Below are 14,066 nucleotides of genomic sequence, written 5' to 3' on the forward strand. Positions count from 1 at the left end.
GCCCGTCCCCTCCCGCCTGCGAGGCTCACACCCGAGACATTTTCGCCAGGATGAGAGCTCAGGCAAGGCCCTTGAGGAAGGCGGTCAGATTGGCGCCCAGCTTCGGTTGCAGGTAGCCGCCTTCCTGCACCACGAGGAGGCGCAGGCCGGTGGCGGCGATGTCGGCCGCGATGCGGGTGAAGCCTTCGGTGGTGATCTTCAGGCCCTGAAAAGGGTCATCCTCATGGCCGTCGAGGCCCAGGGCAATAACGATGACATCCGCGCCGAAAGCGTGGATGCGGGCCAGCGCCGTGGCAAGAGCCGCGCGGTAATCGGCGTCGCCCGTGCCGCGCGGAAGCGGAAGGTTGAGATTGTAGCCCAGCCCCTCGCCTTCGCCGCGTTCCTGCGCGGCGCCCCAGAAGAACGGATAGAAGCGGTCAGGGTCGGCGTGCAGGCTGACGGTCAGCACGTCGCGGCGGTGATAGAACATGCCCTGGGTGCCATTGCCGTGGTGCACGTCAACATCAAGGATCGCCGGGCGCAGGCCCTTGCGCAGCAGCCATTCAGCGGCAATGCCGGAATTGTTGAGGAAACAAAAGCCGCCCGCCAGATCGGCAAAGGCGTGATGCCCCGGCGGGCGGCAGAGCGCATAGGTGGTTTCACCTGCGAGCACGGATTCAGCACCGCTCAGCGCGGTCTGGGCCGACCAATAGGCCGCCTCCCATGTGCCAGCGGCGATGGGACAGGCGGTATCGGCCTGATGCCATCCAGCTTGCCCCACGGCGGATTTCGGATAATTGGCGCTGCGGCGGTCAGGGTGGATATTCGGAATGACCTCGTCCGCCGCACCCTCGATCCGTTTCCAGCGCGGGTGGATGGTTTGCAGGAAGGCGAGGTATTCGGCCGTATGCACCGCCGCCAGCGGCCCCATGCCGAAATCGCGCGGTGGCGCGAAGCGGGCGCCTGCCGCTTCGGCCCCGGCTTTCAGCACTGCGATGCGTTCGGGCTTTTCCGGGTTCGGCAGGCGCGTGCCGTTTGCCATGAACATCTGCGGGTCATGCCCGGCCTGCCGGTCATCGAGAAACGCTTTCATACTGCCTCCAGGGCCGCGCCTTCCAGCGTCAGCCAGATTTCATCGGCTTTCGGGGTGAACCCCAGCCGGTCATAGAAGACCCGCGCACGCGGATTATCGTCATAGACGGCAAGGCGCAGGAAGCTGGCCCCGAATTCTGCCTCGGCCCGGTTACGAACGGCGGCAAGCAACTGGCGGCCCAGCCCCTGCCCGCGCGCCTCTGCCCCGACCCAGAGGTCTGAGACATAGGCCCCGATCCGCCCCCGCGTGGTGGAAAGGAACGGCGACCAGAGCGCTAGGCCGTGATCGGCCAGCTCGGCACGGATCGCACCGCTGGCAAGGGCGGCAGCCACCTGCGCCCCGGTCGTGCGGAACGGATCACCCATGTCGGCGGCCAGAGCTTGCAGACCCGCCATGACCCTTGCGGCATCTTCAACCGTCGCGGCGCGGATCATGCGTAGACCTGCCGTCCCTTCAGGCCCAGCAGTGCGCGCGCCTCGTCGGGCGTGGCGGGACTGCGGCCCAGCGCCTCGACAATGCCGCGCACCTTTTCAACCTGTTCGGCGTTGGATTTCGCCAGTACGCCTTTCGAGAGGTAAAGGTTGTCCTCCAACCCGACGCGGACATGCCCGCCCATCGCCGCCGCGATAGCGGCGAATTCCATCTGCCGCCGTCCCGCCGCCAGCACCGACCATTCGAACTTCGGAAACAGTTTCTGCGCTGTCTGGTGCAGGTGGATCAGATGCTCCGGTTCTGCCGCGATACCACCCAGAACGCCCATGACAAATTGCAGGAAGATCGGCCCGTCAACCAGCCCGCGGTCAACGAAGTGGCGCAGCATGTGAAGGTGGCTTACGTCATAGCATTCAAACTCGAACCTTGCGCCGCGTTCGGTGCCCATGCGCTGCAAGACGCCTGCGATGTCGCGCGGGGTATTCTTGAACACCAGATCGTCGGAGTCGCGCAGGAACGGCTCTTCCCAGTCGAACCGCCAGTCGCGGGGTTTCGCAGCCATGGGATAGAGCGCGAAATTCATCGACCCCATGTTAAGGCTGCACATCTCCGGTGCAAAAGTCAGCGGCGCCTCCAGCCGCTGATCCAGCGTCATCACCGCCGATCCGCCGGTGGTCATGTTGAGGACCGCATCGCAGGAACTTGAAATCGCAGGCAGAAATCCCTTCCAATGCGCCGGGGAGGCAGAGGGGCGGCCCGTCTCGGGGTCGCGGGCGTGCAGGTGCAGGATCGCAGCACCCGCCTTGGCCGCGCCGATTGCCTCCGCCGCAATATCCTCGGCCCGGAACGGCAGATAGGGCGACATGCTGGGTGTGTGGATCGAGCCGGTGATAGCGCAGGAGATGATGATCTTCATGCCAATGCTCCCGCATGAGCATCCGCGAACCCATCCAGCGCACGGGTCAGTTTCTCCATGATCTCGTCCACCTGTGCCTCGGTCGTGATCATCGGCGGGCAAACGAGGAAATGGTCACCCTCATAACCACCGCGCGTGCGGCGGGAATAGATGATCAGCCCCTCGGCATAGGCACGTTCGACCAGATCATCGAAGGCCTTCATTTCGCGCGGCAGTGGCGCCATTGTTTCGCGACCGGCAACAAACTCGAAGGCCAGCAACAGGCCCTCACCCCGCACATCACCAATGAAGCCATAGCGTTGCATCAGGTTCTTCAGGCGTTGTTTCAGAACAGCCCCCACCTTGCGCGCGTTGCCCATCATATCCTGCCGCTCAATCTCGGTCAGCACGGCAAGGCCCGCCGTGCAGGCCAGCGGATTGCCGGCATAGGTATGGCCGTGCAGGAAACCGCCCGCATCCTGCACCGCCTGCACGATGCGATCCTGCGCGATCATGGCACCAAGCGGCGCATAGCCCGCACCGAAACCCTTTGAAATCGCAATGATATCCGGGGCCACGCCCCAAAGGTCGCCGCCAAGGAAGGTGCCGACGCGGCCGCCGCCGCTCATCACCTCGTCATGGATCAGCAGCACGCCGTATTTGTCGCAGATCGCGCGCACCGCCTGCATATAGCCCGCGGGCGGCACCAGCGCCCCGGTCGAGGCGCCGCCGACGGGTTCGTGGATGAAGGCCAGCACTGTCTCTGGCCCCTCGGACAGAATGCGGTCCTCCAGCATCGCCGCGTAATGCGCGCCGGTGGCGGGGTTATCCATGTCCAGACCGTCAAGATAGGCGCGCGGCGCGGGGATCTTCGGCATCTCCACCATCATCGGGCGGAAAGGATCGGTCAGCGGATCGTAACCCGTCACCGACAGCGCCCCCAGCGTCGATCCGTGATAGGACGGGAAACGCGAGATCACTTTCCACCGGCTTGCCTGCCCGGTGACCACCGCATATTGCCGGGCGAGCTTCATCGCGCTTTCCACAGCCTCCGACCCGCCGGAGACGAAGAATACCTTCTCCATCCCCTCCGGGCTGAGCGCGGCAACCTTTGCGGCCAGTTGCTCACCCGGTTCGGTTTCGAAATGCAGCCGGTAGCCGAAGGTGGATTTGTCCATCTGCGCCCGCATCGCAGCCAGCACGGCAGGGTTGGAATGGCCGATATTGCTGACCATCGCGCCCGACGACCCGTCGATGAACCGCCGCCCCGAAGTATCCCACATGTAGATCCCTTCGGCACGGTCCAGCACGGGCCGCGCAGCAGTGGAAAGGTAGAACAGGTGGCTCATCATCAGTCTCCGGGCGAGGTTCACCCTGAGGATGGCGCATGGCACCGCATTCTCCAAATGGATTGTTTTAATCCGCATCATTGATACAGTGAATGACATGCGCCTCAGCCCCGCCGAAAAGCTCGCCCGTGACCTCGATTGGAACCTGCTGCGGGTCTTTCTCGCGCTGGCAGAGGCCGGGTCGGTAACGCGGGCGGGCGAAAGGCTGGGGCTGAAGCAACCCTCGGTCAGCCAGGCGCTGAAACGGCTGGAGGAACGCACCGGCCACCGGCTGATCGACCGCAGCGCGGGCAGTTTCACCCTGACGCCCGAGGGCATGGCCCTGCTGGCCGAGGCGCAGGCCGTGCGCGCCGCCATCCTGCGCGGGGCCGAGGCGATGGCAGAAGCCTCGGGCGCAGTGGCGGGCGAGGTCACGCTAGCACTGGCCTCGCATGTTGTCTCGCCCCTGCTGGACGCGGCTTTGCGCCGGTTTCACGCGGCTCACCCCAAGGCCACGCTGTCCATCGACATCCTGCCCTCACGCGAGGCGCTGACACGACTGGCCGAGGGCCAGGCCAGCCTTGCCATCTGTCTGATGACCGAACCGCGCAGCGACCTGCAAACCGAAGTGTTCTATCGCGAGTTCTTCGGTCTGTTCTGCGGCCCGCCGCACCCGCTTTATGCCCGGTCCGGCCTGACACTGGCGGACCTCGCGGGCCACACCGCCGTCAGTTTCCAGACCGATCGCATGGGCGATGCGCTGGCCGCCGTGACTGAACTGCGCCAGCGGGCCGGGCTTTCCGGCCCGGTCGGCCAGTCCACCCATCTGGAGGAGGTGCGGCGGATGATCCTTGCGGGCCTCGGGATCGGGCCTTTGCCGTTGCATGTGGTGGAGGAGGATCTGCGCGCCGGGCGCCTGTGGCGCCTGCCGCCGCAGGACGATCCGCCCGCCATCGACGTCTATCTGGCCCGCAACCCGCGCGCACGACGGAACCGGGCCGAGGCGGCGTTTCTGGCCATCCTCGATACACTTCTGGCGGAAACCCCGCCCGAGCAGCGCATCTACGGCCCCTGATCCGCCACCGGGCTAAGCCCCGCGCAGCCGCGCCCTTTCGCGCTGCAACCAAAGCGCCGTCACCAGCAGCGGCCCGTTGTCCACCTCACCCGAGGTGACCAGCGCCATGAATTCCTTGAAGCTGACCAGATGCCCGCGGATATCTTCCGCCTCGCCCTCGACGCCAAACACGCCCTCCACCCCGTCGGGCAGATCGCAAAGCGCAACATAGGAATAGAGGTATTCGCTTTTTGCCCCCGGCGAAGGGTAATAGGCGCCCACTTTCTCGAGCGCGCCCAGTTGCAGGCCCGCTTCCTCCACCGCCTCACGCCGGGCGGCCTGTTCCGGCGTCTCGTCCGGGTCGATGCGTCCCGCGATGGCCTCCAGCAGCCAGGGCTGCGGATCGCCTCGCCCGTAGGGACCGGCGCGGAACTGTTCGATCAGCAGCACCCGGTCGCGCACGGGATCATAGGGCAGCACAGTCACCGCATCGCCCGAGACAAAGACCGCGCGGTTGATCTGTTCACTCATGCGACCGTCAAAGCGGCGATAACGCAGGTCGTATTCTTCGATGGCGAAGAAATTGGCATAGGGCTGGCGAAAGCGGTCAACCACCACATCGCCCGCCGTCGCCCGATGCCGCCGCGTGACCGGCGGCGCCTCGACGGCCCGCAACCGGCTGGCGCCCCGCACCAGCATCAGCCGGTAACGCCGCACCACCTCGGCCGCCTCGCGCTGGCCCATCAGCGCCATCACGTCACGCGCGGTCACCACCGCCACCGCGCCCCAGTCGCGCACCCAGTCCGCCAGCGACCACGGCCCCGCCACGGGCGCCGCATCGGGTGGCAGATAGACCAGCGCGGTCGAGGCCCCCGCCGCCGCGACCGGCAGCGCAGCGGTGCGATAGCCGAAGCCGCCTTCGTAGAAATCCAGCCGCGCCACATCTTCGGCCGTGGCATTGCGCATCAGCCGCCCCTGCGCCGCGCCTGCGCCGCGCCGGATCACCGGCCACGCCCCCTCGGCGGACCAGAGCACCTCATACCCCGGCAGGGTGGCAGGTTCAGTAACCACAGCGCGGCCCAGAACCGCCTCCAGCAGTGGCGGGTGGCACAGCGTGCCGTAAAAGAACAAATCCATCAGCGCCGCCGTACCAGCTTATGCACTGCAATGCCGCACAGCGGGCCACCCACCAACAGGGCCGCCATGACCTGCGGCGACGTCAGCACCAGAAACAGGTTTTCCACCATCAGTTCGAACACGCCGGTAATCGCCTCGAAGGGGCCCTTGTACATCTTGCGCAGCGCCTTGCCGAGCATGAGGTAGATGCCGAAGCCCAGCAGCGCAAAGAAAGCCGTCGTCAGCGCCGCCTGCAAACCCGCGCTGATCGCCTGTGCCATGCCCCCCTCCGGCGCGCGCGGCCCCATAACAAACCAGCCACTGCCAAGCCCGATTGCCGCGACATACAGGCTGAAATTACCGAAAGAGGTGCCTTCTGGCACCGAGGGTTTGAACAGTTCGGCCGTCAGATAGGCCAGCGCCGCAAAGAATATCGCGCCCAGAAGCTTGCCTGCCGTCGGCATCTGTCCCTTTCCGCGCGGCCTCTAGCCGGGCCGCGTCACCGTGATCTGCGTCACGTCGCAGTTTCCGCCGTGAAAGGCGCCAGCGCAAGAGGTCAGGTAGAAGTTCCACATGCGGCGAAAGCGGTCATCGAAGCCCAGCGCCCGCACCTCGGGCCAGTGGGCATTGAACGTGTCATGCCAGCGCCGCAGCGTCTGGCTGTAGCTTTCGCCGAATTCGATATGGCCCTTCAGCGCCAGCCCCGCCGCCGCGACCTCTTGCGCCAGCGCGGCGGGCGAAGGCAGCATGCCGCCGGGGAAGATGTATTTCTGGATGAAATCCACAGTTTTGCGATAGGCCGCAAAGCGGGCATCGGGCACGGTGATGATTTGCAGCGTGGCATTGCGCCCCGGTTTCAGCCGGTCGCGCACCGCACCGAAATAGACAGGCCAGTATTTCTCGCCCACCGCCTCGAACATCTCGATCGAGGCGATACCGTCATATTGGCCGCGTTCATCGCGGTAATCCTGAAGCCGGATCTCCACCCGGTCAGAGAGACCCGCGCGGGCAATCCGGGCCTGCGCGAAATCGTGCTGTTCCTTTGAAATGGTCAGGCAGGTCAGCCCCATGCCCGCCCGCGCCGCATGTTCGGCAAATCCGCCCCAGCCGCAGCCGATTTCCAGCAGGTGATCGCCGCGCCTTGCGCCCATCTGCTGCAACATCGAGGCGTATTTGGCCTCCTGCGCCGCCTCAAGGCTTTCCTGCCCGCTGCGGAACAGGGCGCTGGAATAGGTCATCGTATCGTCGAGCCATAGCCGGTAGAAATCATTCCCCAGATCGTAGTGATAGGCGATGTTACGTTTGGCCTGCCGTTTCGAATTTCCGCGCAGCCAGTGCCGCATCCGCTCATAGGACCGCACGAGGCCCATGCCTGGAAAACCGTCATTCACCCCGTTGTTCGGTGGCGCCTGCACCAGATCCATGAAGGCTTGCAGATCGGGCGTATCCCAGTCGCCGTCCAGATAGGCGTCGCAAAAGCCCAGATCCCCCTCGCGGATCAGCCGGGCGAAAACATCCGGGTTCTTCACCTGCACCTCGGCCACCGGGCCGGGCGCGGCGCCTTCTGCCCGAAAGCGGCGGCCATCGGGCAGGACAAACTCCATCCGCCCCACGCGCAGCTTTTCCAGCACCTTCATTACCTGACCGAAATAGCGCGGCAGGTCGGGCTGGCCTTCGGTCGTCAGCAAGGTGGTCATCCTTACATCTCCCCGGATCATACAGTGCCGATGATTCCCCAAGCGCGGCTGTCACTCAAGCCTTTCGTGCGGCATAGGCATCCAGCGCGCGCTGACGGCCTTTATCCAGCGCAATCAAGGGCTTCGGATAGGCAGAATCGGGTGAAAGCGCCCATGCTCGCGGCACCGCATCGAAATAGGACAGCGCGTCAGCCGGGGGTGTGCGGCTGAGTTCGGCGATAAACCGGCGCCGATAGACGGCATTCGGGTCAAACTTTTCCGCCTGCGTCGCCGGGTTGAAGATGCGGAAATACGGCGCGGCATCCGGCCCTGACCCCGCCACCCATTGCCAGCCCATCGCGTTGGAGGCCGGGTCCCAGTCGGTCAGGCAATCGGCAAACCACGCCAGCCCCACCCGCCAGTCGGTCATCAGATGTTTGGTCAGGTAAGAGGCCGCAATCATCCGGGCTCGGTTGTGCATGGTGCCGGTCACATACATCTCGCGCATCGCGGCATCGACGAAGGGCTCGCCGGTCAGGCCCCGGCGCCAGCGTTCGGCATCGGCACTGTCGCCGCGCCAGGGGAAGCCATCCCACTCCTCGCGCCAGTTCTCGGTCGCAAGCGCCGGGAAGTGATAGATCAGATGCCAGGCAAAATCGCGCCAGCCCAGTTCCGACAGGAACTTGCCTGCGCCACTGTCTCCCGCATCCAGCCGGTGCATGGCGGCATGCCAGATGCGGGCGGGGGCGATTTCGCCATAGGTCAGGTTTTCCGACAGGCGCGAGGTGGCGGGCGTAGCCGGAAAATCCCGCGCCTCGGCATAGCGGGCAAGGCGCTGGTCCAGAAAGTCGTCCAACCGGGTCAGAGCTGCCGCCTCCCCCACGGCCTGATGCGGCAGGCAGACTGCCGCGCCGCGCCGCATGGCGGCCCCCATCTGCCAATCCTCCAGCCGGTCCGAAGTGGGCCAGCTTTCGGGCGGCGGCAGTTGCTTCGGCGCGGGCAGCAGGGGTGCGATGTCGCGCTGGCGCAGCGCCTTCCAGAATGGGGTATAAACGCGGTAGGGGCCGCCCTGCCCGGTCTCCACCTGCCAGGGCTCGGCCAGCAGGAAACCCGGATGGCTTTCGGCACCGTACCCCGCCGCCCTCAGCGCGGTTTTCACCGCCGTATCGCGGGCTATGGAGGCCGGATCATAGGCGCGGCTCCACATCACTCCCGTGGCGCCGGTGTCCGCGATCAGCCGCGCCAGCGCCTCGGGCGCCGCCCCGCGCCGCAGGATCAGCCGGCTGCCCACGCCCTCCAGTCGCGTCGCAAAATCGGCGAGCGACAGGCCCAGCCGCCATTTCGCCGCAGCACCAATGGCCTCGGTCTCGGGGTCCAGCAGGAAGACCGGGATCAGCGGTCGCCCGGTGGCCAGCGCTGCGGTCAGCATCGGGTGATCGGCCAGCCGCAGGTCGCGGCGGAACCACAGGATCAGGGGGGTATCGGTCATGGCAGGTCAGGCTACTCCGTTTCCCTTGTCATACGGTATGACCTAGGGTAGCGGATCATCCTTGCCCAGTGCTGAAGCCTCCAGCACTGACGCCCCTTGCATCGCGCGCGGTGATCTGGTCCTTGGGGCCATGCCCATCCTGCCGCCCCCCGCCCTGCCGATTGATGCCGTTCTGTCCGATCTGGTCGCGGCGCTGACCGCGCGCGGCATGGCGGTGGTGCAGGCACCGCCCGGTGCGGGCAAGACCACGCGGGTTCCGCTGGCTATGCTGGCCTCCGGCCTTTGCCCCGGTCGCATCGTCATGCTGGAGCCCCGCCGCCTTGCCGCCCGCGCCGCAGCAGAGCGCATGGCCGAAACGCTGGGCGAGCCGGTGGGCCAGACCGTCGGCTACCGTATCCGGGGCGAGGCGAAGGTTTCGAAAACCACCCGGATCGAGGTGGTGACCGAAGGTATCCTGACCCGGATGCTGCAAACCGATCCGGGGCTTGATGGTATCGGTGCGGTGATCTTCGACGAGTTTCACGAACGCAGCCTGAATGCCGATCTGGGCCTTGCGCTGGTGCTGGAGGTGCGGGGCGCGCTGCGCGACGACCTGCATCTGGTGGTCATGTCGGCGACGCTGGATGCCGCTCCTGTCGCCGCGCTGATGGGCGATGCGCCGATGATCACCAGCGAAGGCCGCGCTTTTCCGGTGGAAACCCGCTGGCTGCCCCGGCCGCTGGACGCGCGCGCGCGCTTCGATCAGGCGCTGGCCGCACTGGTCGTGCAGGCGGTGGAGGAATGCCCCGAGGGCGGCGTGCTGGTCTTTCTGCCCGGCGAGGGTGAGATCCGGCGGGTCGAGGCCCTGCTGAAGGGCCTGAAGGGCTGCGACATCCGCCCGCTGTTCGGCGCGATGGAGTTCGCGGCCCAGCGCGCGGCACTGGCTCCGGCGGCGGCGGGTCTGCGCAAGGTCGTACTGGCGACCTCGATCGCGGAAACCTCGCTGACCATCCCCGACATCCGCGTGGTGGTCGATGGCGGGCGGGCGCGGCGGGCGCGGTTCGATGCGCCTTCGGGCATGGCGCGGCTGGTCACCGAACGGGTGACACGGGCCGAGGCCGAACAGCGCCGGGGCCGCGCCGGCCGGGTGGCGGAGGGGGTCTGCTACCGGCTGTGGTCGAAGGGCGAGGAAGGCGGACTGCTGCCCTTCCCCCCGCCCGAAATCGCGGCGGGCGACCTGACCGGCCTCGCGCTGGAGCTTGCGGTCTGGGGATCGACCGACCTGCCCTTCCTCACCCCGCCGCATCCGGGCGTGCTGGGAGAGGCCCAGGCGCTTCTGACCGGGCTGGAGGCACTGAAGGACGGGCGCATCACCGACCACGGCCGCCAGATCGCCGCACTGCCCTTGCACCCGCGTCTGGCCCACATGCTGATCCGCGCGGGCGGCGGGATTGAGGCCGCAACACTGGCCGCCCTGCTGGCCGAACGCGACCCGCTGCGCGATGCCCCCGCCGATCTGGCGTTGCGCATGGCGGCGGTGAAAGACCCGGCCCGGATGGAGCGTGAGGGCCGCACCGTGCATCGCGGCACGGTGGAGCGCATCCGCACCGAGGCGAAGCGGCTGGCCCGTGCCGTCCCCGAGGCACCGAAGGGCCTGAGCCTTGGCCAGATGGCATCGCTGGCCTATCCCGACCGCGTGGGCCTGCGCCGCAAGGGCGAGGCGCCGCGCTGGGTGCTGTCGGGCGGCAAGGGCGCGGCGATGGCTGCCGGTCAGCCGCTGTCGGGCGCACGGCTTCTGGTCGCCACCGATCTGGACGGCGACCTGCGCGAGGCCACGATCCGGCAGGCGGTCGCGTTGACCGAGGCGGAGTTGCGCGCGGTGCATGGCGATCAGATCGTGTGGCGCGACATCTGCGAATGGTCCAGACGCGAGGGCCGCGTGGTGGCGCGGCGGCAGGAGTGTTTCGGCGCCTGCGTGCTGGACGACCGGCACTGGACCGACGCGCCGCCGGAGGCGCTGGCGCGTGCGGCGCTCGACGGTTTGCGGTTGATCGGCCTCACGCCCTCTCCAGCCGCACGGCGGCTGATGGTGCGGGCGGCGCTCTGTCGCCGCGACGGGGCCGACCTGCCCGATATCTCGGAACCCGCACTGCTGGCGGGGGAGGCGCTGTTGCCCTATCTGACCGGCAAGCGCACAGAGGCCGATCTGCGCGGCCTCGATCTGGTGGAGCCGATCCGCAGCGCGCTGGGATGGGAGGGGGTGCAGATGCTCGACCGCCTCGCCCCGCCGCATTTCGAGACGCCGCTGGGGCGGCCGGTGCCCATCGACTATGACGGCGAGGCACCGGGGATCGAGGTGCGCTTGCAGGAATTGTTCGGGGTGACGGTGCATCCGACGGTGGGACCAAAACGGCTGCCGCTGAAGATCACATTGCTGTCGCCCGGTGGCAAGCCGGTGCAGGTGACGGCGGATCTGCCGGGGTTCTGGACCAATTCCTATGCCGATGTGCGGCGCGACATGCGTGGCCGTTACCCGCGCCACCCCTGGCCCGAAAACCCGCGCGAGGCCGATCCGACAACACGGGCAAAACCGCGCGGCACCTGAGCCGTCAGGCCGCCAGCCAGGGCGCAGGAACCGGCACCGGCCTGAGGCCCGGCCCGCGCAACCCTGCCCGCTGCATCACCAGCAGCCGGGCCTCGTGTCTGCGCAGCACCCGCCGCGCGGCGGGCTGGCGTGCCAGACGCTCCAGCTCCCACGGAAGGAAAGTTTCATGCAGGGCCGCCCGCGCCCGTTCTGGCAATGCGGCCATGGCCTGCGGACCCGGATGCAGGCTTTCCGCCCCGGTGCCTTCCGCCAGCAGCACCTGATGACGGTCCAGCAGCAGATGACAATAGCGCAAGCGGCGTGGCAGGGTTTCGCGGCTGACACCGGGCAGGCCCACCAGATCGCGCGCCGCTGCCAGCACCTCATATTCGCCGAACAGTAATTCGCAATCGGCCCCGTGCAGCAACAGCAGATGCCGCCCCGAAACGCTCAGGTCACCGTCATTGTCCAGCGCCCCGGCCTCGATGCGCACCGGCAGCGCCTCGCCCTCGGCACAGACCATGCCGCCGCCGGTCCAGCGCAAGATCTGCGGCCCGTCATCCAGCGTCATCACGCGATCCCCGGCGCGCAGATCCTCGATCAGCCGCAGCCCACCGGGGGTGTGGATGCGGGTGCCCGCTTCGAAACACACCGGATTGCCGTTCAGGAAACGTGTCGACCAGACACCGTTCGGTTCGCCCGGGTCCAGCCCGGCATTCGGATAGTTCGTCAAAGCCGAGGAATTGCCCGAGCCGGGAACGATGTAATCGCGCGACCCGCCATCCGTCATGCCCACCTGCGCCACGCCGGTATACCCGTTGGTCCACTGGACCTTCTGGTAGATCATGTCGATCTCGAAATTGCCGTCGTGGGTATGTTGCAGGACCACCTGAAAGGTGTTCCGCGCCGAGGTGGCGCCGCTGTAGGCCCGCACATCCAGCCATGTGATCGTGACGCGGCCGCTGGACGGGTCCAGGTCCCAATAAATGTTGTTGGTGCCGTTGGCCGTGCCGCTGGTGATGTTCACATCACTCCAGAACGGCGCGATGGCCGGATAGGGCAGCGCGGACAGCGCCGAAGGCGTATAGGCAGTGACCGGCGCCTGAAAGGTGATCAGCCCGTTGGTGTTGATATAAAGGGACGTATAATTGGTCCCGAAATAGTTGATGCCCGACGCACCGAAAACCGAGGTGATGTTCACCTGGATCGAGCCGTCATCATAATTTCCCGCCGTCAGCGCGCTGCCGCGAAAGCTGCCTTCGCCCACGCCCTGCGGCCCGCCCAAACCTGTATTGATCGTGGCCATTTTCGGCCTCCGTCCGTTTCTGCCTCAGAAACGACAGGACAGCCGAAATCGGGCGGCCTCACGGATCGGATGCGGCGCATTCGGGGCAATTTTGCGCCAAGCCATCATAATCCGCAGCCAATGGCAGGAATTGTTGCGACCCGGAAACAATCCCCCCGGTCACTGGCGCAAACGGGGGAACAATGGCGCCGGTCAGACGCCCAGGCACCAGCGCATGACCGCCTTCTGCGCATGCAGCCGGTTTTCCGCCTCGTCGAAAATCACCGAATGCGGGCCGTCCATTACGGCGCTGGTCGCCTCGTCATTGCGGTGCGCGGGCAGGCAATGCATGAACAGTGCATCCGGTTTGGCCTTCGCCATCAGATCCTCATTCACCTGATAGGGGCGCAATTGGTTGTGGCGGCGCTCTTTCGCGCTTTCGGGGTCATGCATGCTGACCCAGGTATCGGTGACCACCAGATCGGCGCCCGAGACCGCCTTGTAGGGGTCACGCTCCACCGTGACCGGATGACCTTTCGAGGCGGCGAAATCCAGCCAGACCCGCTCGGGGTCGAGTGTTTCAGGCCCGGTGAAGGCCAGATCGAAGCCGAACTGCCCGGCGGCATGAGCAAAGCTGGCAAAGACATTGTTGCCGTCGCCGCACCACACGACCTTCTTGCCGGCGATCGGGCCGCGATGTTCCTCATAGGTCATCACATCGGCCATGATCTGACAGGGGTGGGTGCGGTTGGTCAGCCCGTTGATGACCGGAACCGTGGCATGTTCCGCCATCTCCTGCAGCGTCGCCTCTTCAAAGGTGCGGATCATGATGAGATCGACATAGCGTGACAGCACCCGCGCGGTATCGGCGATGGTCTCGCCATGGCCAAGCTGCATTTCCTTGCCCGACAGCACCATCGTCTCGCCACCCATCTGGCGCACACCAACGTCAAAGCTGACACGGGTGCGGGTCGAGGGCTTTTCGAAGATCAGCGCGACCATGCGGCCCTTCAGCGGCTGGTCATCGTCCGGCGTGCCCTTGGGACGCCCGGCGCGGGCGATCTTCATGGCACGCGCATTGTCGATCATCGCGCGCAGATCGGTGGCGGAGGTGGTGTGAATATCAAGGAAGTGGTTCATCTGTCGGTCTTTCTGA

General features: G+C 66.4%; 12 protein-coding genes. 2 read left to right on the forward strand and 10 right to left on the reverse strand.

The features are described from left to right. Nucleotides 1–58 precede the first annotated feature (58 nt). Genes IE126_RS02255 through IE126_RS02270 form a run of 4 tightly spaced genes read right to left on the reverse strand, consistent with a single transcriptional unit; the run spans nt 59 to nt 3,748 of the window. Nucleotides 59–1,072, reverse strand: coding sequence for a histone deacetylase family protein (locus IE126_RS02255; RefSeq protein WP_108128321.1), 1,014 nt, complete (start codon nt 1,070–1,072; stop codon nt 59–61). Beyond that, on the reverse strand, nt 1,069–1,506 hold the full coding sequence (locus IE126_RS02260) for a GNAT family N-acetyltransferase (RefSeq protein WP_189380066.1): 438 nt from the start codon (nt 1,504–1,506) through the stop codon (nt 1,069–1,071). The genes IE126_RS02255 and IE126_RS02260 overlap by 4 nt, the downstream gene beginning before the upstream one ends. Beyond that, nucleotides 1,503–2,420, reverse strand: coding sequence for a BKACE family enzyme (locus tag IE126_RS02265; protein WP_189380067.1), 918 nt, complete (start codon nt 2,418–2,420; stop codon nt 1,503–1,505). The genes IE126_RS02260 and IE126_RS02265 overlap by 4 nt, the downstream gene beginning before the upstream one ends. Further along, entirely contained in the window at nt 2,417–3,748 is a 1,332-nt protein-coding gene (locus IE126_RS02270) for an aminotransferase family protein (RefSeq protein ID WP_189380068.1), read from the reverse strand. The genes IE126_RS02265 and IE126_RS02270 overlap by 4 nt, the downstream gene beginning before the upstream one ends. A 97-nt stretch (nt 3,749–3,845) precedes the next feature. On the opposite strand from IE126_RS02270, the gene IE126_RS02275 reads away from it, so the two are divergent. Next, entirely contained in the window at nt 3,846–4,802 is a 957-nt protein-coding gene (locus IE126_RS02275; RefSeq protein WP_189380069.1) for a LysR family transcriptional regulator, read from the forward strand. Nucleotides 4,803–4,814: 12 nt separating this feature from the next. On the opposite strand, the gene IE126_RS02280 is transcribed toward IE126_RS02275, so the two are convergent. Genes IE126_RS02280 through IE126_RS02295 form a run of 4 tightly spaced genes read right to left on the reverse strand, consistent with a single transcriptional unit; the run spans nt 4,815 to nt 9,062 of the window. Continuing rightward, a complete protein-coding gene (locus tag IE126_RS02280) occupies nt 4,815–5,918 on the reverse strand; it encodes an NUDIX domain-containing protein (RefSeq protein ID WP_268245789.1) in 1,104 nt (367 codons plus the stop codon). Next, a complete protein-coding gene (locus tag IE126_RS02285) occupies nt 5,918–6,361 on the reverse strand; it encodes a TrgA family protein (RefSeq protein WP_054301851.1) in 444 nt (147 codons plus the stop codon). Before IE126_RS02285 ends, IE126_RS02280 begins: the two co-directional genes overlap by 1 nt. Nucleotides 6,362–6,382: 21 nt before the next feature. Further along, entirely contained in the window at nt 6,383–7,594 is a 1,212-nt protein-coding gene (locus tag IE126_RS02290) for an SAM-dependent methyltransferase (RefSeq protein ID WP_189380070.1), read from the reverse strand. Between the two features lie 55 nt (nt 7,595–7,649). Then, a complete protein-coding gene (locus IE126_RS02295; protein ID WP_189380071.1) occupies nt 7,650–9,062 on the reverse strand; it encodes a cryptochrome/photolyase family protein in 1,413 nt (470 codons plus the stop codon). Between the two features lie 130 nt (nt 9,063–9,192). On the opposite strand from IE126_RS02295, the gene hrpB reads away from it, so the two are divergent. Beyond that, complete coding sequence (gene hrpB / locus IE126_RS02300; RefSeq protein ID WP_189380338.1) at nt 9,193–11,646, forward strand: ATP-dependent helicase HrpB; 2,454 nt, start codon at nt 9,193–9,195, stop codon at nt 11,644–11,646. Nucleotides 11,647–11,650: 4 nt separating this feature from the next. On the opposite strand, the gene IE126_RS02305 is transcribed toward hrpB, so the two are convergent. Beyond that, nucleotides 11,651–12,931: a Hint domain-containing protein gene (locus IE126_RS02305; protein ID WP_189380072.1), complete on the reverse strand. Its 1,281-nt coding sequence runs from the start codon at nt 12,929–12,931 to the stop codon at nt 11,651–11,653. A 192-nt stretch (nt 12,932–13,123) separates the two neighbouring features. Continuing rightward, nucleotides 13,124–14,050, reverse strand: coding sequence for an ornithine carbamoyltransferase (gene argF, locus IE126_RS02310; RefSeq protein ID WP_108128314.1), 927 nt, complete (start codon nt 14,048–14,050; stop codon nt 13,124–13,126). Nucleotides 14,051–14,066 lie beyond the last annotated feature (16 nt).

Origin of the sequence: Gemmobacter nanjingensis (assembly GCF_014652195.1) — a bacterium.
Classification (GTDB): domain Bacteria; phylum Pseudomonadota; class Alphaproteobacteria; order Rhodobacterales; family Rhodobacteraceae; genus Gemmobacter; species Gemmobacter caeni.

Bases quoted from the DNA above. Each gene is read 5' to 3' on its own strand.
- IE126_RS02255 (WP_108128321.1), bottom strand. From the start codon at position 1,072: ATGAAAGCGTTTCTCGATGACCGGCAGGCCGGGCATGACCCGCAGATG.
- IE126_RS02260 (WP_189380066.1), bottom strand. From the start codon at position 1,506: ATGATCCGCGCCGCGACGGTTGAAGATGCCGCAAGGGTCATGGCGGGT.
- IE126_RS02265 (WP_189380067.1), bottom strand. From the start codon at position 2,420: ATGAAGATCATCATCTCCTGCGCTATCACCGGCTCGATCCACACACCC.
- IE126_RS02270 (WP_189380068.1), bottom strand. From the start codon at position 3,748: ATGAGCCACCTGTTCTACCTTTCCACTGCTGCGCGGCCCGTGCTGGAC.
- IE126_RS02275 (WP_189380069.1), top strand. From the start codon at position 3,846: ATGCGCCTCAGCCCCGCCGAAAAGCTCGCCCGTGACCTCGATTGGAAC.
- IE126_RS02280 (WP_268245789.1), bottom strand. From the start codon at position 5,918: ATGGATTTGTTCTTTTACGGCACGCTGTGCCACCCGCCACTGCTGGAG.
- IE126_RS02285 (WP_054301851.1), bottom strand. From the start codon at position 6,361: ATGCCGACGGCAGGCAAGCTTCTGGGCGCGATATTCTTTGCGGCGCTG.
- IE126_RS02290 (WP_189380070.1), bottom strand. From the start codon at position 7,594: ATGACCACCTTGCTGACGACCGAAGGCCAGCCCGACCTGCCGCGCTAT.
- IE126_RS02295 (WP_189380071.1), bottom strand. From the start codon at position 9,062: ATGACCGATACCCCCCTGATCCTGTGGTTCCGCCGCGACCTGCGGCTG.
- hrpB (WP_189380338.1), top strand. From the start codon at position 9,193: ATGCCCATCCTGCCGCCCCCCGCCCTGCCGATTGATGCCGTTCTGTCC.
- IE126_RS02305 (WP_189380072.1), bottom strand. From the start codon at position 12,931: ATGGCCACGATCAATACAGGTTTGGGCGGGCCGCAGGGCGTGGGCGAA.
- argF (WP_108128314.1), bottom strand. From the start codon at position 14,050: ATGAACCACTTCCTTGATATTCACACCACCTCCGCCACCGATCTGCGC.